The 26514-nt window shown below is 61.1% G+C and carries 21 protein-coding genes; 12 read left to right on the plus strand and 9 right to left on the minus strand.

Annotated features, from left to right (window positions below; all coding sequences use genetic code 11):
- Nucleotides 1-76: 76 nt before the first annotated feature.
- The 4 genes from AC07XZ_RS28415 to AC07XZ_RS28430 are packed head-to-tail and all read right to left on the minus strand — an operon-like array spanning nt 77 to nt 2678.
- The gene (locus tag AC07XZ_RS28415) at nt 77-1390 is read right to left on the minus strand and encodes a sensor histidine kinase (protein WP_085745870.1); all 1314 of its coding nucleotides are present in this window, start codon (nt 1388-1390) and stop codon (nt 77-79) included.
- Nucleotides 1387-2055 (minus strand): response regulator transcription factor, encoded by a 669-nt coding sequence (locus AC07XZ_RS28420; protein ID WP_011335105.1) that lies wholly within the window; start codon nt 2053-2055, stop codon nt 1387-1389. The genes AC07XZ_RS28415 and AC07XZ_RS28420 overlap by 4 nt, the downstream gene beginning before the upstream one ends.
- Before the next feature lie 3 nt (nt 2056-2058).
- Nucleotides 2059-2370, minus strand: a complete 312-nt coding sequence (locus AC07XZ_RS28425; RefSeq protein WP_039770259.1) for a PepSY domain-containing protein — start codon at nt 2368-2370, stop codon at nt 2059-2061.
- Entirely contained in the window at nt 2370-2678 is a 309-nt protein-coding gene (locus AC07XZ_RS28430) for a PepSY domain-containing protein (RefSeq protein ID WP_011335107.1), read from the minus strand. The genes AC07XZ_RS28425 and AC07XZ_RS28430 overlap by 1 nt, the downstream gene beginning before the upstream one ends.
- Before the next feature lie 146 nt (nt 2679-2824).
- On the opposite strand from AC07XZ_RS28430, the gene AC07XZ_RS28435 reads away from it, so the two are divergent.
- From AC07XZ_RS28435 to codA, 5 genes are all read left to right on the plus strand, one after another.
- Nucleotides 2825-3904: a hypothetical protein gene (locus AC07XZ_RS28435; RefSeq protein WP_102688666.1), complete on the plus strand. Its 1080-nt coding sequence runs from the start codon at nt 2825-2827 to the stop codon at nt 3902-3904.
- An 86-nt stretch (nt 3905-3990) separates the two neighbouring features.
- Nucleotides 3991-4347 (plus strand): 6-carboxytetrahydropterin synthase QueD, encoded by a 357-nt coding sequence (gene queD / locus AC07XZ_RS28440; RefSeq protein WP_007955941.1) that lies wholly within the window; start codon nt 3991-3993, stop codon nt 4345-4347.
- 85 nt (nt 4348-4432) lie between these two features.
- On the plus strand, nt 4433-5245 hold the full coding sequence (locus AC07XZ_RS28445; RefSeq protein ID WP_102688665.1) for an alpha/beta fold hydrolase: 813 nt from the start codon (nt 4433-4435) through the stop codon (nt 5243-5245).
- Between the two features lie 172 nt (nt 5246-5417).
- Nucleotides 5418-6689, plus strand: coding sequence for a cytosine permease (codB, locus tag AC07XZ_RS28450; RefSeq protein ID WP_102688664.1), 1272 nt, complete (start codon nt 5418-5420; stop codon nt 6687-6689).
- 13 nt (nt 6690-6702) lie between these two features.
- Nucleotides 6703-7944, plus strand: coding sequence for a cytosine deaminase (codA, locus tag AC07XZ_RS28455; protein ID WP_102688663.1), 1242 nt, complete (start codon nt 6703-6705; stop codon nt 7942-7944).
- A gap of 143 nt (nt 7945-8087) precedes the next feature.
- Here codA and AC07XZ_RS28460 read toward each other — a convergent pair whose 3' ends face one another.
- Nucleotides 8088-9080: a diaminopimelate epimerase gene (locus tag AC07XZ_RS28460; protein WP_102688662.1), complete on the minus strand. Its 993-nt coding sequence runs from the start codon at nt 9078-9080 to the stop codon at nt 8088-8090.
- A gap of 269 nt (nt 9081-9349) precedes the next feature.
- Here AC07XZ_RS28460 and AC07XZ_RS28465 point away from each other — a divergent pair, with 269 nt between their 5' ends.
- The 5 genes from AC07XZ_RS28465 (at nt 9350) to AC07XZ_RS28485 (ending at nt 18547) form a co-directional block, all read left to right on the plus strand.
- On the plus strand, nt 9350-11779 hold the full coding sequence (locus AC07XZ_RS28465) for a type VI secretion system Vgr family protein (RefSeq protein ID WP_102719565.1): 2430 nt from the start codon (nt 9350-9352) through the stop codon (nt 11777-11779).
- A gap of 2 nt (nt 11780-11781) precedes the next feature.
- Nucleotides 11782-15030 (plus strand): phospholipase D-like domain-containing protein, encoded by a 3249-nt coding sequence (locus tag AC07XZ_RS28470; protein ID WP_305887956.1) that lies wholly within the window; start codon nt 11782-11784, stop codon nt 15028-15030.
- Nucleotides 15027-16133 (plus strand): hypothetical protein, encoded by a 1107-nt coding sequence (locus AC07XZ_RS28475; RefSeq protein WP_102688592.1) that lies wholly within the window; start codon nt 15027-15029, stop codon nt 16131-16133. Before AC07XZ_RS28470 ends, AC07XZ_RS28475 begins: the two co-directional genes overlap by 4 nt.
- Nucleotides 16134-16406: 273 nt before the next feature.
- Nucleotides 16407-17285: a hypothetical protein gene (locus tag AC07XZ_RS28480; protein WP_256590595.1), complete on the plus strand. Its 879-nt coding sequence runs from the start codon at nt 16407-16409 to the stop codon at nt 17283-17285.
- A 110-nt stretch (nt 17286-17395) separates the two neighbouring features.
- Nucleotides 17396-18547, plus strand: a complete 1152-nt coding sequence (locus AC07XZ_RS28485) for an MFS transporter (RefSeq protein ID WP_102688590.1) — start codon at nt 17396-17398, stop codon at nt 18545-18547.
- A 44-nt stretch (nt 18548-18591) separates the two neighbouring features.
- Here AC07XZ_RS28485 and AC07XZ_RS28490 read toward each other — a convergent pair whose 3' ends face one another.
- The 4 genes from AC07XZ_RS28490 to AC07XZ_RS28505 form a co-directional block, all read right to left on the minus strand.
- Complete coding sequence (locus AC07XZ_RS28490) at nt 18592-21015, minus strand: TonB-dependent siderophore receptor (RefSeq protein WP_102688589.1); 2424 nt, start codon at nt 21013-21015, stop codon at nt 18592-18594.
- A 98-nt stretch (nt 21016-21113) separates the two neighbouring features.
- Nucleotides 21114-22097 carry a FecR family protein gene (locus AC07XZ_RS28495; protein WP_102688588.1) on the minus strand — a complete coding sequence of 328 codons (984 nt, stop codon included), beginning with the start codon at nt 22095-22097 and terminating at the stop codon, nt 21114-21116.
- Nucleotides 22098-22137: 40 nt separating this feature from the next.
- Entirely contained in the window at nt 22138-22638 is a 501-nt protein-coding gene (locus AC07XZ_RS28500) for a sigma-70 family RNA polymerase sigma factor (protein WP_102688587.1), read from the minus strand.
- A 109-nt stretch (nt 22639-22747) separates the two neighbouring features.
- The gene (locus tag AC07XZ_RS28505; RefSeq protein WP_102688586.1) at nt 22748-23461 is read right to left on the minus strand and encodes a class I SAM-dependent methyltransferase; all 714 of its coding nucleotides are present in this window, start codon (nt 23459-23461) and stop codon (nt 22748-22750) included.
- 180 nt (nt 23462-23641) lie between these two features.
- Between AC07XZ_RS28505 and AC07XZ_RS28510 the strand changes: the two genes are divergently transcribed.
- Complete coding sequence (locus tag AC07XZ_RS28510; RefSeq protein WP_102688585.1) at nt 23642-24811, plus strand: aromatic ring-hydroxylating oxygenase subunit alpha; 1170 nt, start codon at nt 23642-23644, stop codon at nt 24809-24811.
- Nucleotides 24812-24850: 39 nt separating this feature from the next.
- Entirely contained in the window at nt 24851-26512 is a 1662-nt protein-coding gene (locus AC07XZ_RS28515) for a choline dehydrogenase (RefSeq protein WP_102688584.1), read from the plus strand.
- Nucleotides 26513-26514: the final 2 nt, after the last annotated feature.

Below are 26514 nucleotides of genomic sequence, written 5' to 3' on the forward strand. Positions count from 1 at the left end.
GTGTAGCTCGGAAAACCAACTCGGTCAGTCCCCTCTCCCTCCGGGAGAGGGTTAGGGTGAGGGGGGCTCTTGAAGGCTACCGCCGAGGCAACTGAATCTCCACCTTCAACCCACCCCACTCGCTTTCGCCCAACACCAAAACCCCACCCCACGTCTCGACAATATCCCGCACAATCCCCAGCCCCAACCCATGCCCATGGGTCTGCTCATCCAGCCGCGTCCCACGGCTGAACACCTGAGCCCGCTGCGCCTCGGGAATCCCCGGCCCGTCATCCTCCACGCTCAGCACAAAACCTTCAGCCGTCTCGACCACGCTCAGCCGCACCTCGGCATCCGCCCACTTGCAGGCGTTGTCCAGCAGGTTGCCGAGCAGTTCCAGCAGATCCTCACGATCCCACGGCAATTGCAGGCCCCGCGGGGCCACATAACTCAGCTCCAGGTGCTCGCCATGGATCATATTCAACGTCGACAGCAGCCCCGGTAGCTCGGCGTCGCAATCGAACAGCGCTCCCGGCAACGCATCGCCAGAGAGCCGCGCACGGTTGAGCTCGCGGTTCAGCCGTTGCTGAACCTGCTCCAGTTGTTCCTTGAGAATCTTGCGCAGTTCCGGATGCGCGTCGAGCCTTTCACTCGACGCCAGACTGAGCAGCACCGCCAACGGGGTTTTCAGCGCGTGCCCGAGATTGCCCAGGGCATTGCGCGAGCGCTTGAGGCTGTCTTCGGTGTGCGCCAGCAAATGGTTGATCTGCGCCACCAGCGGCTCCAGTTCCGCCGGTACTTGTTCATCGAGTTGTGAACGCTGGCCCTGCTGCAACTGGGCGATCTGTTCACGAGCCTTTTCCAGCGGACGCAACGCGCGGCGCACGGTCAGGCGTTGCAGCAACAGAATCAGCAGCAACCCGGCCAGCCCGAGGCCGAGACCGATCTGGCGCATGCGCTGGAAGCTCTCGCGCACCGGCGTGTAATCCTGGGCCACGCTGATGGAAATCGACTGGCCGAGCCGTCGATAGTCCGAACGCAGCACCAGCAATTGCTGGCCGTCCGGCCCCAGTTGCAGGTTGCTGTGCAGGCCGGAGCGTTCGAGCAGCGGCAGATCCTGATCCCACAACGAGCGGGAGCGCCAATGGCTGTCGGCGAAATCGATGCGGAAGTAATGCCCGGAAAACGGTCGCTGGTAGGCCGGCGACAAGTGCCGCTCATCCAGCTGCAAGCCTTGCGGGCCGCGAACCAGCGCCACCAGCAGGCTCTCGCTGTCGTTACGCAAGCCGGCTTCGAGATAGCGCTGCAATCCGACTTCGAACAACCACAGACTGGTTTGCGCCAGCAGCACGCCGACGACCACCAGCACACTGATCAACCCCAGGCTCAAGCGGCGCTGGATCGATCTCACGAAGCCTGTCCGCCAAACAGATAACCCTGACCGCGGCGGGTTTCGATCACACTTTTGCCGAGCTTGCGCCGCAGGTGATTGACGTGAACTTCAAGCACGTTGGAATCGCGCTCGGTCTCGCCGTCATAGAGGTGTTCAGCGAGGTGGCTCTTGGAGAGGATCTGCTCCGGGTGCAGCATGAAGTAGCGCAACAGACGGAATTCGGCGGCGGTCAGCTGAATGTCGGCACCGTCGCGCACGACACACTGACGGCCCTCGTCCAGGTGCAGACCGGCGGCCTTGAGCGTCGGCTGGTTGGCCTGGCCCTTGGAACGGCGCAGCAGCGACTGGATGCGCAAATACAGTTCTTCCGGGTGGAAAGGTTTGGTCAGGTAATCGTCGGCACCGGCCTTCAGGCCTTCGATGCGCTCGGCCCAGGAATCACGGGCGGTAAGGATCAGCACCGGAATCGTCAGACCGCCGGCGCGCCATTGCGCCAGCACCTCAAGCCCCGGCACGCCGGGCAGACCGAGGTCGAGGACGATCAGGTCGTAGGGCTCGCTGCTGCCCTGATAGACCGCATCGCGCCCGTCCGCCAGCCAGTCCACCGCGTAGCCCTGACGTTGCAGGCCGGCGAGCAGTTCGTCAGCCAGCGGTACGTGGTCTTCCACCAGAAGCAAGCGCATCGGTCAATCTTCCTTGTCTTTCACGAGTTCACCGGTGTCGGCCTTCAGGTGCAGCTCGCGGGCCACACCTTCGACGGTCAGCAACTCGACTTCATAAATGTAGACGTCGTGTTTTTCTTCCAGCTCGACTTCCAGCAGTTTCGCGCCGGGATAACGATCCATCGCCTGCTGCAGCACTTGCTCCAGCGGCAGGATCACGCCCTGCTTGCGCAGATTGAGGGCTTCGTCGGGCCCCAGGTCGCGGGCCATCGCCGTCGAGCAAAACATCACCAGCGCCAATGCCGTACGGCGGGTGGCGCGAACATTAACCTTCATTACGTATCCTGATGATCCTTGAGCACTTGCCCGCTCACCGCATCCAGTTCCAGATCCCATTCCAGCCCCTGCGGATCACGCAGTTCGATCTGGTAGATGTACTTGCCGTACTGTTCTTCCAGCTCGGTGTCGGTGATCGTCGAACCCGGGTGTTTGGCCAGCGCGGTGGCGTTGAGCTTCTCGAAGGAGACGATAGTACCAGCGTCGCGCAGGCGCAGGGCTTCATCCGGGCCGAGATCGCGGGCGTGAACGGTGCTGGCGGCGAGGCCGATGATCGAGGCGAGGGTCAGGGCAGTCAGGGTTTTCATGGTGTCTCCGTATTTTTATGTGTCGCTACGGTCGGCACCTTAACGGTGCGAACTTAACTGAAACTGAATGGCCATCATTGGGCCTGCTCCTGCAGCCACGGCAACATGTGCTTATAATCTTTCGCTTGCTAACGATCGAGACCGGTATGACCGCCATTCACATCAAGTTCCCTGCCCTCACCCTCAAGGCCGGCCCCAGGGCCATGGCGCGTATTCGTGCCCAAGGCCTGAGCGCCGCCGACGTCGGCACCCTGCCCGGTGCTGCCGGCGGGCCAAAGGCGCTGGGGATTCAAGGGCTGGATCTGGCGTTGTTCGGCGAGTGGCTGCCGGCGGCGCCGCGCGAGCGTTCGCTGATCGGTGCGTCGGTGGGTTCCTGGCGCTTCGCCAGCGCTTGTCTGCCGGACGCCGCCGAAGGCATCCGCCGCCTCGGTCATCTGTACACCGAGCAGAACTTCAACAAAGGCGTGACCATCGGCGACGTCAGCCGCAGTTCGCAGCGAATGCTCGATGACCTGCTCGACGGCCGCGACACCAGCCTTCTGACCAACGCCCATTACCGCTTGAACATCATGGTGGTCAAAAGCCACGGCGGGCTGGCGGACGACCATCGCGGCCGGCTCGGGCTGGCGCTGGGCTCGGTGATCGCCGACAACCTGCGGGGTCGTGCGCGGCTGTCGCGGCACTTCGAACGGCTGATCATCCACGACCCGCGCCAGGCGCCGCCGGTGCATGCGCTGAATGACTTCCCGTCACGTTTCGTCGCCCTCGATGCCGGCAACCTGCGTCAGGCGCTGCTGGCGTCCGGTTCGATCCCGATGGTCATGGAAGGCGTGCGCGACCTGCCGGGCGCCGGTGCCGGCACGTTCCGCGACGGCGGTCTGCTGGACTATCACCTCGACCTGCCCTACAGCGGCGACGGCATCGTGCTGTATCCGCACTTCACCGACCGGGTGATTCCGGGCTGGTTCGACAAGACCCTGCCGTGGCGCAAAGCTTCGGTCGAGCGTTTGCAGGACGTGCTGTTGCTGGCGCCATCGAAGGAATACCTGGCGCGCCTGCCCTACGGCAAACTCCCCGACCGTAACGACTTCAAACGCTTCATGGGCGATGCGCCGAGCCGGCAGAAATACTGGCGCGCGGCGATGGACGAAAGTCGCCGATTGGGTGATGAGTTCCTTGAACTGACTGCCAATGGTCGCCTCGCCGAGCGCTTGCTGACCCTTTAGTCAGCACAGCCGGGAACAAGCTGATAAACTCGCCGCCTGCCCGAATTCGCTGCGGCGAACGCCATCTGAACAGAGCTGAAATCACTGTGGAAATCTTCAAGGAATTTACGTTCGAATCCGCCCACCGCCTGCCCCACGTACCGGACGGCCACAAGTGCGGACGCCTGCACGGTCACTCGTTCAAAGTGGCGATTCACCTGAGCGGCGACCTCGATCCGCACACCGGCTGGATCCGTGATTTCTCCGAGATCAAAGCGATTTTCAAGCCGTTGTACGAGCGTCTGGACCACAACTACCTCAACGACATTCCGGGCCTCGAGAACCCGACCAGCGAAGTGCTGGCCAAATTCATCTGGAATGAATTGAAGCCCCTGCTGCCGGAACTCAGTGCGATCCGCATCCACGAGACCTGCACCAGCGGTTGCATCTATCGCGGCGAGTAATTCCCGCGACACAAAAAAACCACCGAGACCGGTGGTTTTTTTACGCCTATGCTTTTTGGCTCGAACCCGCCAAGAGGACAGGCCCATGAGGGACTGGCTGCTGGATCAGATCTTTGATTTCAACGGGCGACAGATTCGCCACGGGGTGCGCGGCGACGGCCCGCCGCTGGTGTTCGTGCACGGCACGCCCTTCTCGTCTTACGTGTGGCACCGCATCGCGCCGCACTTTTTCGCCACGCATCGGGTGCATTACTTCGATCTGCTGGGCTACGGCCAATCCGAGCAACCGGACGCCGATGTCTCCCTCGGCGTGCAGAACGAATTGCTTGCGCAGTTGCTCGATCACTGGAATCTGCAACGCCCGGACGTGGTCGCCCACGACTTCGGCGGCGCCACCGTGCTGCGCGCGCACCTGCTCAACGGCAAGGATTACCGCAGCCTGACCCTGATCGACCCAGTCGCGCTGACACCCTGGGGTTCGCCGTTCGTGCAGCACGTGCGCCAGCATGAAGCGGCGTTCGGCGGCCTGCCGGATTACATCCAGCGCGCCATTGTGCCGACCTATATTCGCGGGGCGATCCAGCGGGATATTCCCGACGATGAACTGGCGCCCTACGTCCAGCCGTGGCTGGGCGATCCGGGGCAAGCGGCGTTCTACCGGCAGATCGCGCAGATGGATCAGCGCTACACGCTGGAGGCGCAGCCGCTTTACCCGACGATCCGTTGCCCGGTGCAGATTCTCTGGGGCGAAGAGGATCAGTGGATCCCCATCGAACGCGGGCGTGAGTTGCACAAGATGATTCCGGGATCGCAGTTTCATCCGGTCCCGAATGCCGGGCATCTGGTGCAGGAAGATGCGCCTGAAGCCATAGTCGCCGCGCTGCTGCGGTTCCTCTGATCCAATCCCGTGACCCTGTGGGAACAGCTGCTCCCACATGGTTCGGTGCGGCGCCCGATGCACTGCTTTCGCGCCGATCATCCGTACCTCGTCTATAAATACCCGCAACATTGCGTTTGGCACGACCGCTGCAACCACTTCGCGTCCTCCCCTTTCCAGCAAGGAACGCCCCATGACGCAAAACGATCCCGGCAACGATTACCCCCTCAGTGAAGTGCCGATGCACGCGCGCAAAGGCCTGGCCTCCACGGCGATGGTGCTGCTGGGCTTCACCTTCTTCACCGCAACCATGTTTGCCGGCGGCAAGCTCGGCGTGGCGTTCAACTTCGGCGAAATGCTCGCCGTCATCATCATCGGCAACCTGCTGCTCGGCGTGTACGCCGCAGGCCTGGGTTACATCGCCTTCAAAAGCGGGCTGAATTCGGTGCTGATGGGGCGCTTCTGTTTTGGCGAAGTCGGCAGCAAGCTCAGCGACCTGATCCTCGGGTTCACCCAGATCGGCTGGTACGCCTGGGGCACCGCGACGGCGGCGGTGGTGCTCGGCAAGTATTTCGATTTGAACGAAGCCACGGTGCTGGGGCTGATGGTGCTGTTCGGCCTGGTGTTCTGCGCCACGGCGTATGTCGGTTATCGCGGGCTGGAGATTCTGTCGTACATCGCGGTGCCGGCGATGATGTTGCTGCTGATGCTGTCGATGTGGGTCGCGACCGTGAAAGTCGGCGGCCTCGACGGTTTGCTCAGCGTCGTGCCCAGCGGTTCGCTGGACTGGTCGACCGCCATCACGCTGGTATTCGGTACCTTCGTCAGCGGCGCGACCCAGGCCACCAACTGGACGCGTTTTTCCCGTTCGGCACGGGTCGCGGTGCTGGCCAGTCTGATCGGTTTTTTCATCGGCAACGGCCTGATGGTGCTGATCGGTGCCTATGGTGCGATCGTCTATCAACAGCCCGACGTGGTCGAAGTGCTGCTGTTGCAGGGCTTCGCCATGGCGGCGATGGCGATGCTGTTGCTGAACATCTGGAGTACCCAGGACAACACCATCTACAACTTCGCCGTCGCCGGCTGCAACCTGCTGCGCACCGGTCGCCGCAAGACCGTGACCCTGGCCGGCGCCGTGATCGGCACCGCGCTCGCGTTGCTGGGCATGTACGACATGCTGGTGCCTTATCTGATCCTGCTCGGCACGGTGATCCCGCCGATTGGCGGCGTGATCATGGCGGACTTTTTCTACCGCTGGCGCGGGCGTTATCCGCGTCTGGCCGACGCACGGTTACCGGCGTTCAACTGGCCGGGGCTCGCGGCTTACGCGGCCGGTACCGTCGCGGCGTTCGGCTCGCCGTGGGTCGCGCCGCTGGTCGGCATCGCCGTTGCCGCGTTAACGTATATCGCAGTGACCGGCCTGCTCGGCGCCCGCAACGCGGCCGCCCCTCTACAAGATCTATAAAAGGATTCGCCCGATGCACATCATCAACGCCCGACTGCGCAACCAGGAAGGTCTGCACGAATTGCACCTCGAAGACGGCCTGATCCGCAGCATCGCGCGCCAGACCGAAGCGCCGACCCTGGGCCCCGACGACCTCGACGCCGGCGGCAACCTGGTGGTGCCGCCCTTCGTCGAGCCGCACATTCACCTCGACGCCACCCTGACCGCCGGCGAGCCGCGCTGGAACATGAGCGGTACGCTGTTCGAAGGCATCGAGTGCTGGGGCGAGCGCAAGGTCACCATCACCCAGGAAGACACCAAGACCCGGGCGAAGAAAACCATTCAGACCCTCGCCGCCCACGGCATTCAGCACGTGCGCACCCACGTCGACGTCACCGACCCGCAACTCACCGCGCTCAAGGCGATGCTCGAAGTGCGCGAGGAAAGCCGTCACCTGATCGACCTGCAGATCGTCGCGTTCCCCCAGGAAGGCATCGAATCGTTCCGCAATGGGCGCGAGCTGATGGAAGAAGCGATCCGTATGGGCGCTGACGTGGTCGGCGGGATCCCGCATTTCGAGTACACCCGCGACCAAGGTGTCAGCTCGGTGAAATTCCTGATGGACCTGGCCGAGCGCACCGGTTGTCTGGTGGATGTGCACTGCGACGAAACCGACGATCCGCATTCGCGCTTCCTCGAAGTGCTGGCCGAAGAGGCCCGCAGCCGCGACATGGGCGCCCTCGTGACCGCCAGCCACACCACGGCGATGGGCTCCTACGACAACGCCTACTGCGCCAAACTGTTCCGCCTGCTCGGGCATTCGGGGATCAGTTTTGTCTCCTGCCCGACCGAAAGCATTCACCTGCAAGGGCGCTTCGACAACTTCCCGAAACGCCGGGGCGTGACCCGCGTCAACGAGCTGCTCGAAGCCGGGATGAACGTCTGTTTCGGTCAGGATTCGATCGTCGATCCGTGGTATCCGCTGGGCAACGGCAACATCCTGCGGGTACTCGAAGCCGGCCTGCACATCTGCCACATGCTCGGTTATCGCAACCTGCAGAGCGCGCTGGATCTGGTCACCGACAACAGCGCCAAGGCCATGCACCTTGGCGAACGCTACGGTCTGGAACAGGGCCGCCCGGCCAACCTGCTGATCCTGTCGGCGGACAGCGACTACGAAGTGATCCGCAGCCAGGGCCTGCCGCTGTACTCGATCCGCAATGGCGAGGTGCTGATGAAGCGGCAGATGCCGGTGGTGGAGTTCGTGGAGGGTTGAGTGGCGGTTATTGCTCGCGCCGGTTTTATCGCGAATCGAAAGAGCCAGCCTGTCAGATCTGACAGGCGACAACCGCCTCGAACCGGCTCACAGTAAAGCCCAAGGGATCCATCGTTCCCGGGGGGACGATCATGAAAGGGACTTCACTTTTCTGTCGTGTGCGCCGTGCCGAACAGGCGCACTCGCAGCAGTTCTCCGTCGCGCTCCTCCAGCAGGATCGGCGCGGTTCCGCCGGGCATCACCACCTGCACTTCTCCCGCAGACACCCAGCCCACCCGCCACGCCGCGCTTGCCACTGCACTGGCGCTGGTGCCGGATGAGGCGGTCGGGCCTTCGCCCCGTTCGAATACCCGCGCCACAATGCGTTGATCGCCAGCACGTATCGCCCATTGCAGGTTTACCCCGGCCGGGCACGGCTGGCCGGCGCCGGTGGGCACGGCGAAGGCGATGGCGGTCAGACTGTCCGCCAGCGGCGACTCAAGCATCTGTTCGTTGCTCGGCAATGCCGCCTCGTCCTCCAGCAGCGTCACGCAGTGCGGATTGCCGATTCTCACGAACTGACTGTGTGCCCAGCCGGGATCGAGTTGCGCCAACGGTCGAACACGGCTGATTTCCACACCATTGAACGGCACCGGTTCAACGCCGAGCGCACTGACGGCTGCCGGGCCGAATCCGGGTTGCCCGAGATCCAGCCAGAAGCCCTGCACGCCCGCGACCTCAGCCGGCTTGACCGAGATCGGCACGGGCGACTGCGCATCCTGTTTGTCGTGATGCACCTGCAACGATGCGCCCTGCTCTGGCATCAGCCCCTGCTCAAGCAGTGCCTGAGAAAAAATCGTCAGACCGTTGCCGCTGCGTTCAGCCAGCGTGCCGTCGGTGTTGACGATCAGCAGATCAAAGGGTGCCAAGGACTGAAAAGGGCCGATCAGCAAGCCATCGCTGCGATGATGCCTGGCTCCGGCGGGCCGGATTGAATCAGGCCATTGGCAGAATGTCGCGATGGTCTGCTCGCTCCAGATGGCTCTGGATGACGCCGCCTCTTGTGCGTTGGCCGGCAGGTCGATGCCCGCCTCACGTACCTGTAGGGGTGAAACCACGCCGTAGATATTGCCGCGCGCATCGTAAAACGTTGCCATCTCGTTTCCTGCGTTCAGGTTGCTGTCTGCGCTCCACTGTATCGCCTGACGGTATCGACAATCACGTGGAAATATCAGCCAAAGTGATATCACTTTGCCAAGAAACATCTCGTAGCAACTTCGAACAGGCCTTATGAACCGCGGCTTTCAGGGCATGTGCGCAACTTTTTGCGCAACTTTAAGCCTTTATGATCCGACTCGGTTCTGGATCAGGCTTTCGCCGAGGTTAGAACTTTCAGGAGATTCAGTTTCACCTCAAGGAGCGTCAAATGTTCAGTCCAGCCAACGAAACGCACTTCAGCCTGACCGTTGAAGACTACGTGGGCGACCTGCAAGTCCTGTCGTTCACCGGCACCGAAGGCATCAGCCAGCCGTTTCGTTTCGACCTGGAACTGGTCAGCGAAAACCCGGATCTGGACCTGGAAAAACTCCTGCACAAACAGGCGTTCCTCGCCCTCGATCCACAAGGCTCCGGTATCCACGGCCAGATCTACCGCGTCGCCCAAGGTGATGCCGGCAAGCGCCTGACCCGCTACAAAGTCTCGCTGGTGCCGCAGCTGCAATACCTGCATCACCGCACCAACCAGCGCATCTACCAGCAGATGTCGGCGCCGAAAATCATCGCGCTGATCCTCGACGAGCACGGCATCAAGGGCAACGCCTACAGCTTCCAGCTCAGCCAGCCGTGCCCGGATCGCGACTACTGCGTGCAGTACGACGAAACCGACCTGCATTTCGTCCAGCGCCTGTGCGAAGAAGAAGGCATTCACTACCACTTCCAGCACAGCCAGAAAGGTCATCTGCTGGTGTTCGGCGATGACCAGACCGTGTTCCCGAATCTCGGCCAGCCGACGGCGTATGTGCAGGGCAGCGGCATGGTCGCCGAAGAACCGGTGATCAAAGGCTTCAAGCTGCGCCTGGAAACCCGCACCAGCCGCACCACCCGCCGCGACTACGACTTCGAAAAACCGCGCCTGCAAATGGAAGCGGCTTTTAAACCAGAGAGTAAGCCGGATGGCGAGAGCGCCGAACCGGATCTGGAAGACTACGACTACCCGGGCCGCTTCATCGACCGCGCGCGCGGCAAGTTCCTCAGCCAGCGCGCCCTCGAACGCCACCGCGCCGATTACCGTCAGGCCGAAGGTCGCGGCGATCAGACCAAACTCGTAAGCGGCCACTTCATGGAAATGTCCGATCACCCGCGCAGCGAGTGGAACGACCTGTGGCTGCTCACCGAAATCTTCCACGAAGGCAAACAGCCGCAAGTCCTCGAAGAATCGGTGACCAGCGACACCACCGACAACAAGGACGACTTCCACCAGGGCTACCGCAACACCTTCCTCGCCACCCCGTGGGACGTGTTCTACCGCCCCGCGCTGGAGCACCCGAAACCGCGCGTGCTCGGCAGCCAGACCGCCATGGTCACCGGTCCCAAAGGCGAAGAAATCCACTGCGACCAGTACGGCCGCATCAAGGTGCAATTCCACTGGGACCGCGAAGGCCTGGCCGACGACAAAACCAGCTGCTGGCTGCGCGTCTCCAGCTCCTGGGCCGGCGACCGCTACGGTGCCATCTCCATCCCGCGCATCGGCATGGAAGTCCTCGTCACCTTCCTCGAAGGCGACCCCGACCAACCCCTGGTGACCGGCTGCCTGTACCACAAGGAAAACCCGGTGCCGTACGCCCTGCCGGCGAACAAAACCCGCAGCGTCTTCAAAACCCTCAGCTCCCCGGGCGGCGGTGGCTACAACGAACTGCGCATCGAAGACAAAAAAGGCGCCGAACAAATCTTCATCCACGCCCAGCGCGACTGGGATGAAAACGTCGAACACGACCAGAAGATTCGGGTCGGGAATGAACGTCACGACACGGTGGTGAAGAACAGCTACGCCGAGCTGAAGGCTGAAGAACACCGCACCACGATTTCCGATCGCAAAGTGGAAGTGAAAGCCAGCGATCACCTGACCGTTAACCAGGACCAGCACATAAAACTCGGCACCGCTCAGTTGACCAGTGCAGGCAAGGAAATCCACCTCAAGGCCGGGGACAAAATGGTCATCGAGGCCGGCAGCGAACTGACCCTCCAGGCGGGTGGCAGCTTCATCAAACTCGATGGCGGCGGCATCACGGTGGTCGGGCCGGTGGTGAAGATCAACGCCGGGGGCTCGGCGGGAACAGGTTCCGGGATTGCGATCCTGATGCCGCTGCTGCCGATCCCTGCGCCGTCGGCCAAGGCCGGCAATCTCATGGCGCCCGCGCAACCGGGCGTATTGCCGACCAAGCCCGAGTCACGGGAATACTTCTTCGACATTACCCTGACCGATGTGCCCGGCGATGAAGGTTTCCCGCTGGCCCACACCCTCTGGCAGATCGTCCAGGACGGCGTGGATCAACCGTTGCTCGAAGGTCAGACCGACGAGAACGGACGCGTCAATATCGACGAACCGCAACGCCTGAAACTCTCCAAAGCTTATGCCGAAGCCGGCCCGTTGTGGCTGTGCTATCCGGGGCAACGCGTGCCCGTGGCCCTGCATGACGAACCGGCGGATGCGGACAAGGAGCGCTTCGCTCTCGCTGCCCTCGACTTTCATGACAGCACCCACCACCGCACCATCAACACCGCCAGCAACGAACGCAGCAAGCAGGACTTGCTCACCGACGGCGACTTGTACAGCCGCCTGCACAGCACGGACGAATGACCATGACGGATTCCGCTACCCCCTACAACGGCGTTCGCCACAAGGAAGTCAGCCAGATCAACACGGCCGCCGGCAAAGCGCTGCCCGCCGTCAACGCGCCGGACTTTTTCATACAGGACAAGTCCGCCTTCGCGCCGAAGCGCAGTGGCAACCAGGTACGTTTTTTCACCACTGGCGAGGATTACTACAAGGATCTGGCCAAGAAAATCGCCAAGGCCGAAACCTCGATTTTCATCACTGGCTGGCAGGTCAACTACGATGTGACCCTGGACGGCAAGCAGACCTTGTGGGAGTGCTTGTACAACTCCCTCCAGGCGCACCCGACACTGAAAGTCTTTGTCATGCCGTGGCTGAGCCCGGCGGCAAGTGTCGGCACTCATGACTTCGAAACCATGCTGGCGGTTTTCCAGCTCAACGCCGGACTGAAGGTGCCGCGTGCCTTCTGCACCCCGGCCATCCAGCAAAGCGACATGAAGGGTCTGGGCTCGACATTTTCCCATCACCAAAAGTGCGTGGTGATCGACAACAAGATCGGCTATGTCGGCGGTATCGACCTGGCCTACGGTCGTCGAGATGACAACAACTTCAGCCTCAGCGCCGTCGACCGTCAGGGTAACGATGCGTATAACCCGGGGATTCCGCACCTGGGCTGGATGGACATGAACAAGCACGTCAGTCGAGCGGGCCTGCTGCTGGGCACGCTGTTCGACCTGTCCAAACCGCTGGCCGAAACGACCATCGGCACAGAAAACACCAACATCAAACTGGCGTTGCCCCGTCGCGCCAGCGTGATCAACGCCATCGCGGCGATTCAGAACTTCTTCGCAAGTCCCCCACTGCCCGTTCTGGACCGGGCAATGAAGGCTGGCAAAAGTCTGAAGGAGTCCGTGTCCTCCATCGATCCTTTGGCCAGGCCCAGGGAATATCTGACCGACGCGGCCATCCGCAATATCACCGCGCTGATCAAACACAACTGGACGCGCCTGCCGCTGGCCGAACCGCTCAAAGGCCAGGCTCAAGTGTGGATTCGCGAAGTCGAAACCAGCGCCGGCAATTTGCAGGCTTCCGTGCGTCTGAAGAGTTACGAGCTGATCAACAACTGGACGAACTCGACCGATCTCGGCCGCCTTGTCGCGATGTTCTGCGACAAGGGTTACGACGCGATGCCCGCAGAGAAAATGGGTTGGCTGAACAACATCGGCCAATTGACAACTTCATTGCTCGGGCACTTTTACGCGTTGCTGCAAGACCGCGTGGCCAATCACCGGGAGCCCTTTGAATATCTCAAACACCAACCGCAGCCGCTGGCTTCGGCAGATTACAGCCGGCTGGACAAGGATCAGCCGCGCATGCCGTGGCAGGACGTTCATAGCCGCATCGAAGGGCCGTCGGTGTACGACCTGTCGCGCAACTTCATCGACCGCTGGAACGGCCAACAGGCTTACATCGCCGAGATCAAGAGCCTGGAAAAAACCACCGTCATCGTCGCCCTGATGGAGTGGGTCAACACGCTGGTCAGGGACGCCGGCCTGCCCCATCACCTGGATCTCAACAATCAGATCAACCTGAAGCTGCCCATGCCCAAACCGGTCTGGATCGATCAGGCCCCGACCCTGCCGACGCCACCGCAGACAGCGCAAGGCGGAGTCAGCGTGCAAGTGCTGCGCAGCGCTTCAGCCGCGATGACCACTCAGGAAGCCAAGGGTCGAGACATGGCCAGGGTCAACCTGCCGCTGCCCGAGGGTTTCAACGTGGGCGGGGTCCAGGACAACTGCCTGCGCGCCATGCTGCAGACCATTTCCAGTGCCCAGCACTTCATCTACATCGAGAACCAGTTCTTCCAGACCGACTTCGGTGACGAGGGCGAGCTGGCGGAAGGCCGGCCGCTGTCCGGCCCGATGGCCAGCCTGCGCGACCCGTCCACCTTGAACGAGAATTTCGTCGCCCGGATCAAACTGCGTGAAGCGATGGAAGACCAGGACTTCACCCAGATCGACTGGAAAGAAGTCAACGCCATCAGCAAGGAGCCCGGCGAAGAGGCCCGCACCTTTCTCAAAAGTTTTCTGACGATCTGGCAGACCAACGCACAGGGCTGGCTGACGCAGAAACTGGGGAAAGAACAGAAGCTCACCAACACGATTGGCAAGGCGCTGGCCGACCGCATCGGTCGGGCGATTGCCGAAAACCGTCCTTTTCACGTGTACCTGATTTTGCCGGTGCATCCGGAAGGTGCGCTGAACGTGCTGAACCTCATGCACCAGGTTCACCTGACCATGCAAAGTCTGGTGTTTGGCGAGCAGAGTCTGGTCAAACGCATTCAACGGCACATGGCGATGAAGGACATGATGGATCGCGGGGCGAGCAAGGAAGAGGCCGGGAAGATTATTGAGCGGGTGGATACCAACAAAAAGCCCGTCTACGCCCAACAGGACTGGTCAAAATATTTGACCCTGCTCAACCTGCGCACTTGGGATACGCTTGGCGATCGCGTGGTCACTGAACAGATCTACGTGCACAGCAAGTTGTTGATCGCGGATGATCGTGTAGCGATTCTCGGCAGCGCCAACATCAATGACCGCAGTCAATGCGGGACACGTGACTCTGAGCTGGCAGTCATTGTGCGCGATAGCGAATCGACTGACGCCAAGCTGGACGGCAAACACAACCAGAAGGTAGGGAAGACAATCAATAAATTGCGCAAGGATTTGTGGAAGAAGCACTTCGGGATGAGTCAGGCGAAGAAAGATGGCCCCGTAGCTCACTTCACTGTTTCGGACGAAGTTCTCGATCAGCCTGCTGCTGAAAAGACCTGGAGAGCCATTCAGGCTCAAGCCGCCAGCAACTCCAAGGCATATGAATACTCCTTTAACTTCATTCCGCGAAACTTCAATCAATCACAAGTAATCGAATCCTCAACTGCTCAGCAGTATCAAGATGGATTTCCTTCCCCAATCTGGCCAACCTGGACTTATCGCTCAACGTTGCATTTGAAACTAGGCGGCCAAATATCGGATCCATTGCCACATGAGCAAGGCTTCTGGGAAAGCAAAACTCTAGCTGGTGTGAAAACGTATCCTGCTCCCATTGGAGTTAGAGGTTTTATTACCGCTTTACCCATCTGTTGGACAAAGGGCGAGAACAATGAATCAGGGTTGAACCTGACAATCATTGCTCACAACCAAGACAAAAAAACTGACGTACACATCGCAAGTTTGAGCGAAGCGTCACATCGAAATGAGCACAGTTCATGACACGGATTATCATTACCTTCGCCTGCCTGCTGCTGGGAGCTCAATCAGTCTTTGCTGAACCTGCCTTGCAAGAATGCCTGGGACGCACCAGATTCGAGTCGCCAGAAGCATTCGAATGGGCAACGTTTGCTATTGAACGCAGCAACATGAAAGGAGCAGGAGGCCATGTATTTTCTAAAAGTGTTCATGCAGTAGGTGACTACGTCAGTTATGACTATGACGAAATGACCATCAGAATCAGCGACGTCACGACACGGGAAAGTTTTGACAGAGAACGCAACGCCATCGTTTACGAAACCGAGCACTATAAAAAAACTCTGCAGGACGATCTCAAGACCAACGAGTACCTGTTGGCATCTATCAAGGAGATGAAGTACTCAGACGACATCATCAAAACCCAGGAGAACCGAATCACTCAGCTGGAAGAGCGGATTAAAAAAACCAAAAAATACGAACACGACCTGGGAATCCCTGACTCTCACGTCTTGGGCAGCAAGGAAACGCCCTACGAATTCCTGCTCTGGCGCAACAACCGGGTGTTCTACTTCAACATGAACAAACCCGCCGAAAACTCCGCACAACGGATCAAGGACCTTGCCGCGCGCTTCGAAGCCCGCGACCTCTATCAAGTGCCCGAAGGCCCCGGCGTCTGTATGCCCTACGGATTTATCCATGACGACGGCAAAACCGGTTTCAACGTCAAGAACAGCCTGCGCTTCACCAGCACGCCCAACGTCATCATGAGCCTGATCAATGCCTCACTCGGCAACCATGCCAAACCCACCGACGGCACCTACGACACCGACTACCGCCCCGGTTACGACGCCGAAATCTGGAAAAAGTCGAAGATCATGGAGAAGTTCTACATTGGTGATCGCATGACCACCCTCGAAGGCTGGCGTCTGGACCCTCGCCCGGAAACTACGGAGCAGGATCGCGCCTGGTTCGCCATCGCCCATGTCGGTGGTCTCGCGAGCCCGATGATCGCAGCGCAGATGTTCACTTTCCAGAAAGGCACCGACGGCCTGAAAGATCTGGTGCCACCGCCCGAGGCGGTAGTACCGCGTTTTTTGAAGTTGACGCAAAGCATTCGCGAGCAGTGAGAGTCGGGTCGTGAACATGAAGCCCCATCGAAGTAAGCACAGTTCATGAACCGAATCTTCTTTTCCTTCGCAGTTCTGCTGCTGGGCAGTCAGTCAGCACTTGCGGAACCTGCCTTGCAAGAATGCCTGGGACGCACCAGATTCGAGTCACCAGAACCATTTGAATGGGCAACCTTCGCGGTTGAACGCAGCAAGATTGCATCAGCCGGAGGCCATGTTTTTTCGAAGAACGTTCACGCTGTTGGGGACTACGTCAGCTACAACTATGACGAAATGACGATCAGAGTCAGCGATGTCACTACACGCGAAAACTTTGATCGAGAACGGAACGCAATCATTCACGAAACCGAAGCCTATAAAAAAATCCTTCAGGACGACCTCAAAACCAACGAGCGTCTGCTGGAAACGATCAAGCGAATGAAATACAGCGCCGACATCATCAAAAACCAGGAAAACGAAATCACCAAACTGGAAGACCAGATACGACAGACCAAAACCTATGAACACGACCTGGGCATCCCCGATTCCCACGTTCTGGGCAGCAAGGAAACGCCCTACGAATTCCTGCTCTGGCGCAACAACCGGGTGTTCTACTTCAACATGAACAAACCCGCCGAAAACTCCGCACAACGGATCAAGGACCTTGCCGCGCGCTTCGAAGCCCGCGACCTCTATCAAGTGCCCGAAGGCCCCGGCGTCTGTATGCCTTACGGCTTTATCCATGACGACGGAAAAACCGGGTTCAACGTCAAGAACAGCCTGCGCTTCACCAGCACGCCCAACGTCATCATGAGCCTGATCAACGCCTCACTCGGCAACCACGCCAAACCCACCGACGGCACCTACGACACCGACTACCGCCCCGGTTACGACGCCGAAATCTGGAAAAAGTCGAAGATCACGGAGAAGTTCTACATCGGCGATCGCATGACCACCCTCGAAGGCTGGCGTCTGGATCCGCGCCCGGAAACCACCGAACAGGATCGCGCCTGGTTCGCCATCGCCCATGTCGGCGGTCTCGCGAGCCCGCTGATCGCAGCGCAGATGTTCACTTTTCAGAAAGGCACCGACGGACTGAAAGATCGGGTGCCACCGCCCGAGGCGGTCGTACCGCGCTTTTTGAAGTTGACGCAAAGCATCCGTGAGCAGTGAAACGCCGTCACCGATCAGCCGAATCGGGAACTCAAGGTCGCGGCCCATGGACTGATGTGCAACGATGTTGCCCTGCATCACGCCATTGACCGCAAGACCAAGGACGTTTCATGACTGCCATCAACACCCCGCCACCCCTCGCACCCGGACGTCTGCAACAGATGTCCACGCGTATAGCTTTTTTCATTGCCGGGCTCGGCATCGCCGCGTGGGCACCGTTGGTGCCGTACGCCAAGGCGCGGGCCGGGCTCGATGAAGGCACGTTGGGGTTGCTGTTGCTGTGCCTGGGCGTCGGTTCGATTCTGGCGATGCCGCTGGCGGGGATTCTGGCCACGCGATTTGGCTGCAGAAAAGTGGCTACCGGCGGCACGCTGCTGATCTGCGCGGCATTGCCGTTGCTGGCGACGATGTCGTCGATTCCGGCGCTGATCGCCACGTTGTTCATGTTCGGCGCCGGGCTGGGCACGGTGGATTCGACGGTGAACCTGCAAGCGGTGATCGTCGAGCGGGCCAGCGGCAAGAACATGATGTCGGGGTTTCACGGTCTGTTCAGCCTCGGCGGGATCGTCGGTGCAGCGGGCGTGAGCGCCCTGCTCGGTCTCGGGCTGTCGCCACTGGCGGCGATGCTGGTGGTGGTTGTAGTGCTGATTGCGGCGCTGTTCAAGGCGGTGCCGCACATGTTGCCTTACGGCAGTGAAAGCTCGGGCCCTGCGTTCGCAGTGCCCCACGGAATCGTGCTGTTCATCGGCGGCATGTGCTTCATCGTGTTCCTTACCGAAGGCGCGGCGCTGGACTGGAGCGCGGTGTTCCTGGCGCAGGAACGCGGGATCGACACCGCCTATGCCGGGCTGGGTTACGCAGCGTTCGCGTTGACCATGACGGCCGGCCGTTTGACCGGTGACCGGATCGTCCGCGCACTGGGCGCAACCCGGATCATTCTGTTTGGCGGACTACTGGCAGCGGCGGGATTGTTTCTGGCGACGTTCGCCCCGAGCTGGCAAGCCGCGCTGCTGGGCTATGCGCTGGTCGGTGCCGGCTGTTCGAATATCGTGCCGGTGCTGTACACGGCGGTGGGCAAACAGACGGTGATGCCGGAAAGCATCGCCGTGCCGGCAATTACCACGCTGGGTTATGCAGGGATTCTGGCAGGGCCGGCGGTGATCGGCTTTGTCGCCCATGCCAGCAGTTTGAGTTTCGCCTTCGGGCTGATGGCGACGTTGCTGGTGGCGGTGGCGATTGGCGGGAAAGCGCTGAAGGTCTGAGCTGGATCGTTCCCACGTCGAGACGCGGGAACGATCAGTACAGATCAGAAACCGACGCTGGCCTGCACGAAGAACGTCCGCGGCGTGCCCACGTAGATCCCCGAGTTGTTGTCGCTGGAGCGGGTGAAGTACTGCTTGTCGAAGATGTTTTTCACCCCGGCGCCGAGCTTCAGGTTCGACAACTGCGAACCGAAGTCATAGCCGCCGCGCACGTTCCAGGTCACGTAGCCCGGAATGTCGCCGTACTGCCCGTCCGCCGTGCCTTCGGTGATGTAATTGCCATTGAAGCTGCCGTCAGCATTCACGCCGGTGCCCGGCGAGCGCTGTTTGGACTGGGCGAAACCGTCGATGTTGTAGGTCCAGCGGTTGATGTCGTAACGCAGGCCGACGGTGGCCACCTGACGCGAGTAGAACGGCAGGTCGCGGCCCTTGAAGCCGGGGATCTCGCCTTCGTAGGTCGCGCGGGTGTAAGTGAAACCGGCGTTGGCGGTCAGGCCGTCGAGGCGTGGATCGAGCGCCGCCATGTCGTAATGCACCGACGCTTCGATCCCCTGGTGCTTGGTCGCGCCGAGGTTGGTCCAGCCCACGTCGTTGCTGATGTATTGCAGTTCATCATCGAAGTCGATGTAGAACAGCGTCACTTCACCGCCCCACACGTCATCGTTATAGCGCGTGCCGATTTCGTAAGTCTTGGCTTTCTCCGGTTCCAGGCCATTGGCGGTCTGGTCACCCGAGCCGCCCTGGCCGAGCTGGAAATATTGCAGGCTGCCGAACGACGTCTCGTAGTTGGCGAACAGTTTCCACGCATCGGACAGGTGATACATCACGCTCAGGGCCGGCAACGGCTCGTTGCTTTCGATGCTGCGGTTTTTCTCGGGGACGGGTTTGCCGGCGGTGTCGAGCACAGCGCGATCATGCCAGTCGGTGCTGATGTGTTCGAAGCGAATGCCCGGGGTCACGGTCCAGTTGCCGACGTCGATCTTGTTGTCGATGTAGACCGAGTTGGCCTCTGTGCCGCCGGTACGGTCCTGGAACACATGACCGTCGGAGGTCTTGGTGACCACCGGCTCGTTGTTGACCAGCGCCAGGCGGCTCGACTGCTCGTGCATCGCCTCTTTCAAGTAACGGTAACCGACGCTGACTTCCTGGGTGGTCGGGCCGACGTCAAACACACGCGAAACACGCGGCTCGATACCCAACGTGTAGTAGGAGCGCGGGAACGAGCTGAGGGTTTTCTGATCGCGGGCGGCGATGGTGCTGCCGCGAAAGCTGTCGGAATAGTAGGTCAGCACTTCTGCCTGGGTGCGCTCGTCGATCTGCCGGATCCACTTGAACGACACGTCCTTGCGGCGGCCGCTGAAGCCGTCGTAGTCGCGGTCGGACTGGAACGGTTTGTCGTCGTACTGCTTTTGCGTCAGGCCGCCGGGCATGTCGGCGCTGGCGTCGTAGTAGTGGAAGTTGAGGCTGAAATCGTCCTGATCGGTCGGTGCCCAGTGGGTCTTGAGGATCACGTCGTCGATGTTGTTGCCATTGTTGCGCTCGCGGTAACCGTTGCCGTTGACGCCCGAGTACAACAGCGCCATGCCGATGCCGTTGTCGGCGGTGCCGCCGAGGAACGCCGTATCGATGTGTTTCCAGCCACCGTGCTGCGAGGTTTCCAGGGTGGTGCCGATTTCACCGGTGGTTTTTTCCGGGATCGCGCGGGTCACGAAGTTGATCACGCCGCCGACGTTCTGCGGTCCGTAACGCACGGAGCCGGCACCACGGACCACGTCGATGCTGTCGAGGTTGCCGGAAGAAATCGGCGCCATCGACAGTTGTGGCTGACCGTACGGGGCGAACGCGGCCGGCACGCCATCAATCAATACGGTGGAGCGTGGCGACAGGCGCGACGTCAAACCCCGTACGCCGACGTTCAGCGAAATATCGCTGCCGCCGGTGCCGTTGGCTTCCTGCACCTGCACGCCCGGCACGCGGCGCAGCACGTCGCCGACGTTCATCGCGCCCTGCTCGACCATCGCTTCGCGACGGATCACCGTGCGCGCGCCGGGGTGGTTCTGCACCACGGCGGCGTCGGCGTCGCCGAGCCAGTCTCCGACCACTTTGATGTCGGTCACGCCTAGTTCCAGCGGGCCGTTGGCGGCGGAAGTCGGGGCTGGGGACAAGGTCACCGAACCTTCATTGATCTGATAATCCAGACCGCTGCCTTGCAGCAATTGGCGCAGGGCCTGCTCCGGAGAAAGATTGCCATCCACGGCCGGCGCTTGTTTGCCGGCGACCAGGTCCGGGCTGAAAAACACCTGCAACGAGGTTTGCTGGCCCAGTTCACTCAGGGCCTGACCCAACGGCTGTGCGCGGATGTGAATGGCTTCGGCGGCGAGGGCCATCGGTACGGGGGCGTTGACCGCCAGTGCGAGCGCCAGCGGTAACCAAGGGGATTTTTTGTTTTTGGCGGTGGAGGTTTTCACGTCGAACGGAGTCCTGTGGATCGCAAGAGTGTGCGGCTGTTAATGCAAACCAGTTGCAGTTGAACAGGAAGACGACGAACTCGAAAAAAACCTGAATTTTATTTTGAAATTATTTCCTGGCTGCCGTCGGCAAGAGTGCGCACGGCCACTGGAAGGATGCTCGGCAAGGCCCTGAGCAAGGCATCGGTATTGTCGGATTTGAACACGCTGGTCAGGCGCAAATTGGCCACGGCGGGGTTAGAGACCTTCAGCGGCTTGTCGCGATAACGCGACACTTCCTCGGCGACTTCGCTGAGGCTGGCGTTGTTGAACACCAGTTTGCCGCTGCGCCAGGCTGTCAGCTCCGCCGGGTTGACCGCGTAGGCCGGCGTTACTTTGCCCTGTGCATCGATCCGCGTGCCGAGGCCGGCAGTGAGGCTGATGAAATCGGCATCGGCCGCACCACGACCCTGCACCCTGACCGTGCCCTGCTCCACCGCGACCCGGGTCTGCGTCACATCGCGGCGCACATCGAAACGAGTGCCAGTCACCGTGACCTTGCCGCTGCCGGCCTCGACCACGAACGGGCGAGAAGTATCGTGCTCGACGCTGAACATCGCTTCGCCTTCAGTCAGCTCGATGAGCCGCCGATCCTTCTCGAAACGCACCTGCAAACGGCTGCGGCTGTTAAGGTCGATTACCGAACCGTCCGGCAGCGCGACATGCTTGCGCTCGCCCAGCGCGGTGGCGAATTCGGCGCTGTAACCTTGCGGGTGATTCAGACCGCTGAACAGACCGAGCCCGAGCGCCACCGAGACCACGCTGGCCGCTACGGCATAACGCAACAACGGACGGCGTTCGCGCCGCGCCGGCGGGGTTTCGCACAAAGCTTTGAGGCGTGGCGCCGGCAGCAGATCCGCCGCCGTCCACAAGCCCTGGAGCAACTGGAATTCGTCACGGTGCTGGGGATGTTCGTTCAGCCACGCGTCGAAGCGCTGCTGTTCGTCGACACTGACGGCCGGCTCCTGCAAACGCACAAACCAGCGTGCCGCGTCATCGCGCACCGTTGTTTGCCCGCACGCGCAATCACGAGTATCCATCATGGAATGTCCTGTTTGGCTGGGGATGAAAAGACGCCGCGGCTCATGATTGCGCCCCGTCCAGGCGATCACGCAGATGCCGCAGGGTGCGGATCATATACTTTTCCACCATGTTCTTGGACAGGCCCAGGCGCTCGGCGATTTCCGCCTGGGTCAGGCCCTCGATCTTCTGCCAGACGAAAATCCGTCGGCAGTTGACCGGAAGCTCCGTGAGCGCGCGTTCGATGGAATCGGCCAGCTGGATCGCATGCATGTAATGCTCCGGATCGCCGCTCGGCGACTCACTGAGATCGATCGCCTCCGACTCCATGGCGCCCCGCCGGTCCTCACGCCGATAGCCGTCCACCGCGATGTTGCGCGCGGTCTGATGCAAATACGCCCGGGGTTGCTGCACCGTCGACGAATCGGATTCGAGCACCCGCACAAAGGTGTCGTGCGCCAGATCCTCGGCCTGCGAGCGATTGCGCAGGCGACGGGTCCAGGTGCCGATCAACTCTTCGTAATGCTCGAGAAAGCCGGGTCTGCGGGGCAGCATGGGGATCATTGCGGCGTGCTGAAGAAAGGGGCGTGAATAGTAATGCTTCCTATTAAGCTGAAGCAATGGATTCCTCGGGAATGCCGACGAAGCTGTTTCCTTCTATCAATCCGGCGCTCTAACCCGCGGCAATCCCTGCCTTGCGCGGGCAGAACCACCCGTGCATCAGACCCGCCTGAAAGAACTGGACCGGCGCCTCGAACCCGGCCGACTCGATCAGACTGGCGACCTGCGGCACCGGCAGAATCGCCACATCCCGGGCATACGCCGTGCGCGCTCGTTCGAGCATTTGCGGCGGCACCTGGGCCGAAGCCATCAGCGTCATCCAGTGACGCAGCAATGCTTCATAGGCCGGGGATTGAGTATCCGAGGCCAGATCAGCATTCGCCAGAATCCCACCCGGTACCAGACGACGGGCAATCTCACGGAAAAAGTCGATACGCACCTGAGGGTCGAGCAAAAACTGCGACACCAGAAAACAGGTTGCGCCGTCGTAACCGGATTCATCCGTCAGCGTATCGAGGTAGCCTTCGTGAAAATGGCAGCGGGAGAGAAAACCGCCCTCTGTCGCTCGCTGACGGCACACGTCGAGCATGGCGCCCGAAGGGTCGACTGCGGTGAATTGCCAGCCGGGAAACTGCTGCGCCAGATGGGCCATTTCCACACCGGTGCCCACGCCGACGCAGAGTATCCGGGCATTCTCCGGCAGGCCCGCGAACACTGAATCCAGCAGCAGATACAGGGCATCACGAAGGGGCGCCATGCCGCTCCACTGTTTGTCATAGACGGCGGACTGCTGGTCGAACAAGGCCTTGAGTGCTTGATTGTCCATGGAAAACCTTCCTCTGCGTCATGATCGCGGTGAAGTTTCATTATCGCAGGGCTGTCAAGACCTCCCCGATACAGCCTGAGATTGATCATTCCACCCATCAACTGGTCGCAATCCATCAACCCCACCCTCGCGCCGCACCCTAGATTAGATCCCACAACAACACGCCGTGGAGATCGCCTCATGCACAGTTTCCAGACCCGCAAGCAGCACAGTCCGGTCGACGCCTGGGATCAGCAGGATCCGGAGCAGGCCTTCACCCTGCCCTCGCGTTATTTCTACGACGACAGCCTGTTCCGTGCCGAGCGCGACAACATTTTCATGAGGGCCTGGCATGTCGCCGGGCATGTCAGTGAGTTCGCCGAGCCGGGGCAGTTCGTCGTCACGGATCTGTTCGACCAGAGCGTGGTGGTGGCGAAGAATCGGCAGGGGCAGATCCATGGTTTTCACAACGTCTGCAAGCATCGCGGCAATCGCCTGCTCGAAGAACGCCGTGGCACTACCGGCGGCGTGGTGCGCTGCGCCTATCACTCGTGGTGCTATGAAATGGACGGCAGCCTGCGCGGTGCGCCGCGTTGCGAGCGGATGAAGAATTTCGAGCTGGCGCAGTTCAACATTCCCCAAGTGCGCACGGAAGAACTCGGCGGCTTCGTCTACTTCAACCTCGATCCGAATGCGCCGTCGCTGCGGGATCTGTTCCCCGGTGCCGACGAAGAAATGCGCCGGGTGTTTCCGGATCTCGCGGACATGCATCTGATCGAGGAACAAGACGTGATCGTGCCGGCCAACTGGAAAGTGATCATGGACAATTCCATCGAGGGCTATCACTTCAAGCTGTCCGGCCCGTGCCACATCGACCTCGCCCGGCTGATCGACTTCAAGGGTTACCAGTTGATCAAACGCGACAACTGGTGGACCTACGCCGCACCGGCCAATCTGTCGGCGACCGAGGCCTATGGCGTGCCGCTGAAAAGCGAGCCGAACCCGCAGGAATGCTTTTTCAACATCGGCATGTGGCCGAACAACACCTTCTACACCTTCCCGTTCTCCGAGTTTCTCGGCTCGTTCATCATGATTCCGCTGGACGCCGAGCGCTCGCTGCTGCGCTTCGGTTACTACTCCAGCAACCCCGAGACCGCCGCCGTAAGCACGGCATGCATGAAGTGGATGAACGGAGACCTCGGCCCCGAAGACATCGCCCTGAACATCTCGGTGCAAAAGGGCCTGCGCTCGCTCGGTTACGACCAGGGCCGCTACATGATCGACGCCCAGCGCAGCAATGAAAGCGAGCATCTGGTGCATCACTTTCATCGCCTGGTATTCAACGGCATTCACGGCCATTGCGTGGACTGATCCGCCCTTCCCTCGTCATTTGTCTGAACGGAGCAAACCATGGACGAAACCCGGTTTGATTACCTGATCGTGGGCGCCGGTTCGGCCGGTTGCGTGTTGGCCAATCGCTTGAGCGAAGACCCGAACGTGCGCATCCTGCTGCTGGAGGCCGGGCCCGAGGACAAGAGCTGGACGATCGACATGCCGTCCGCCGTGGGCCTTGTGGTGGGTGGGTCGGGCTATAACTGGAGTTATCAGTCGGAGCCCGAGCCGTACCTCGACGGCCGCCGAATCGGCACGCCGAGAGGCCGCACCCTCGGCGGTTCATCGTCGATCAACGGCATGGTCTACATCCGTGGCCATGCCCGGGATTACGACGGCTGGGCCGAGCAAGGCTGCGTTGGCTGGAGCTATCGCGAGGTGCTGCCGTACCTCAAGCGAGCGCAGACTCACGCCGGCGGTGGCGATGACTATCGCGGCGGCGACGGCCATTTGCACGTCACTCCCGGCGATGTAGAAACACCATTGTGCGCGGCGTTCATCGCGGCCGGGGCCGAGGCCGGTTATGGCGTCAGCGAGGACTTGAACGGCTATCGTCAGGAAGCCTTCGGCCCGGTGGATCGCACTACACGCAACGGTCGGCGCTGGAGCGCTTCGCGCGGTTATCTGAGCGAAGCACTGGCTCGGGGCAATGTGCGCGTGGTCACCGATGCGTTGGTGCTACGCATTCTGTTCGAGGGCCGGCGAGCGGTCGGGATTGATTATGAACAGAACGGCGAAACGAACACCGTCCGCGCTCGCCGGGAAGTGTTGCTGACGGCCGGGGCGATCAATTCGCCGCAGTTGCTGTTGCTCTCGGGCGTCGGCCCGGCGGCGGAACTGCGTGACCTCGGGATCGGCGTCGTGCACGACCTGCCCGGCGTCGGTAAACGCCTCAACGATCACCCGGACGCGGTGGTGCAATTTCGCTGCAAACAACCGGTGTCGCTGTATCGCTGGACCACCGCGCCGGATAAATGGTGGATTGGCGCGCGCTGGTTCGTCCGTCACGACGGCCTGGCGGCGAGCAATCACTTCGAGGCCGGTGCGTTCCTGCGTTCCCGAGCCGGCGTCGAACACCCGGACCTGCAACTGACCTTCATGCCGCTGGCGGTGCAACCGGGCAGCGTCGAGCTGGTGCCGACCCACGCGTTCCAGATCCACATCGACCTGATGCGCCCCACCAGCCTGGGCAGCGTGACCCTGCACAGCGCCGAACCGCGGCGGCCGCCGAGGATTCTGTTCAACTACCTGAAGACCGCGCAGGACCGTGCCGACATGCGCGCCGGCGCTCGGCTGGTGCGGGAAATCATCGAGCAACCGGCGATGGCGCCGTTCAAGGGCGAAGAGCTGGTGCCGGGCCGTTCGGTGCAGACCGACGCCGAACTCGATGCCTGGGCGCGGCAGGTCACGGAAACCGGCTACCATGCCAGCGGCACCTGCAAGATGGGGCCGGCGGGCGACCCTGAAGCGGTGGTCGATCCGCAACTGCGAGTGCATGGCCTCGACGGCTTGCGGGTGGTGGACGCGTCGATCATGCCGGCGATCGTCAGCGGCAACACTAACGCACCGACGGTGATGATCGCGGAAAAGGCCAGCGACCTGATCCGTAACCTCACGCCGTTGCCAGCCCTCGATGTACCGGTGTGGATCAACCCGCACTGGCAGACCGAACAACGATGAAG

It is taken from the genome of Pseudomonas sp. GW458-11-26-14-LB4 (genome assembly GCF_059423925.1).

What these genes read in the sequence shown, in the direction of transcription:
- AC07XZ_RS28510 (WP_102688585.1), top strand. Translation starts at nt 23,642, where the DNA reads ATGCACAGTTTCCAGACCCGCAAGCAGCACAGTCCGGTCGACGCCTGG.
- AC07XZ_RS28495 (WP_102688588.1), bottom strand. Translation starts at nt 22,097, where the DNA reads ATGATGGATACTCGTGATTGCGCGTGCGGGCAAACAACGGTGCGCGAT.
- AC07XZ_RS28425 (WP_039770259.1), bottom strand. Translation starts at nt 2,370, where the DNA reads ATGAAGGTTAATGTTCGCGCCACCCGCCGTACGGCATTGGCGCTGGTG.
- AC07XZ_RS28500 (WP_102688587.1), bottom strand. Translation starts at nt 22,638, where the DNA reads ATGATCCCCATGCTGCCCCGCAGACCCGGCTTTCTCGAGCATTACGAA.
- AC07XZ_RS28465 (WP_102719565.1), top strand. Translation starts at nt 9,350, where the DNA reads ATGTTCAGTCCAGCCAACGAAACGCACTTCAGCCTGACCGTTGAAGAC.
- AC07XZ_RS28475 (WP_102688592.1), top strand. Translation starts at nt 15,027, where the DNA reads ATGACACGGATTATCATTACCTTCGCCTGCCTGCTGCTGGGAGCTCAA.
- AC07XZ_RS28480 (WP_256590595.1), top strand. Translation starts at nt 16,407, where the DNA reads ATGACGATCAGAGTCAGCGATGTCACTACACGCGAAAACTTTGATCGA.
- AC07XZ_RS28505 (WP_102688586.1), bottom strand. Translation starts at nt 23,461, where the DNA reads ATGGACAATCAAGCACTCAAGGCCTTGTTCGACCAGCAGTCCGCCGTC.
- codB (WP_102688664.1), top strand. Translation starts at nt 5,418, where the DNA reads ATGACGCAAAACGATCCCGGCAACGATTACCCCCTCAGTGAAGTGCCG.
- AC07XZ_RS28460 (WP_102688662.1), bottom strand. Translation starts at nt 9,080, where the DNA reads ATGGCAACGTTTTACGATGCGCGCGGCAATATCTACGGCGTGGTTTCA.
- AC07XZ_RS28515 (WP_102688584.1), top strand. Translation starts at nt 24,851, where the DNA reads ATGGACGAAACCCGGTTTGATTACCTGATCGTGGGCGCCGGTTCGGCC.
- AC07XZ_RS28470 (WP_305887956.1), top strand. Translation starts at nt 11,782, where the DNA reads ATGACGGATTCCGCTACCCCCTACAACGGCGTTCGCCACAAGGAAGTC.
- AC07XZ_RS28445 (WP_102688665.1), top strand. Translation starts at nt 4,433, where the DNA reads ATGAGGGACTGGCTGCTGGATCAGATCTTTGATTTCAACGGGCGACAG.
- codA (WP_102688663.1), top strand. Translation starts at nt 6,703, where the DNA reads ATGCACATCATCAACGCCCGACTGCGCAACCAGGAAGGTCTGCACGAA.
- AC07XZ_RS28485 (WP_102688590.1), top strand. Translation starts at nt 17,396, where the DNA reads ATGACTGCCATCAACACCCCGCCACCCCTCGCACCCGGACGTCTGCAA.
- AC07XZ_RS28435 (WP_102688666.1), top strand. Translation starts at nt 2,825, where the DNA reads ATGACCGCCATTCACATCAAGTTCCCTGCCCTCACCCTCAAGGCCGGC.
- AC07XZ_RS28430 (WP_011335107.1), bottom strand. Translation starts at nt 2,678, where the DNA reads ATGAAAACCCTGACTGCCCTGACCCTCGCCTCGATCATCGGCCTCGCC.
- AC07XZ_RS28420 (WP_011335105.1), bottom strand. Translation starts at nt 2,055, where the DNA reads ATGCGCTTGCTTCTGGTGGAAGACCACGTACCGCTGGCTGACGAACTG.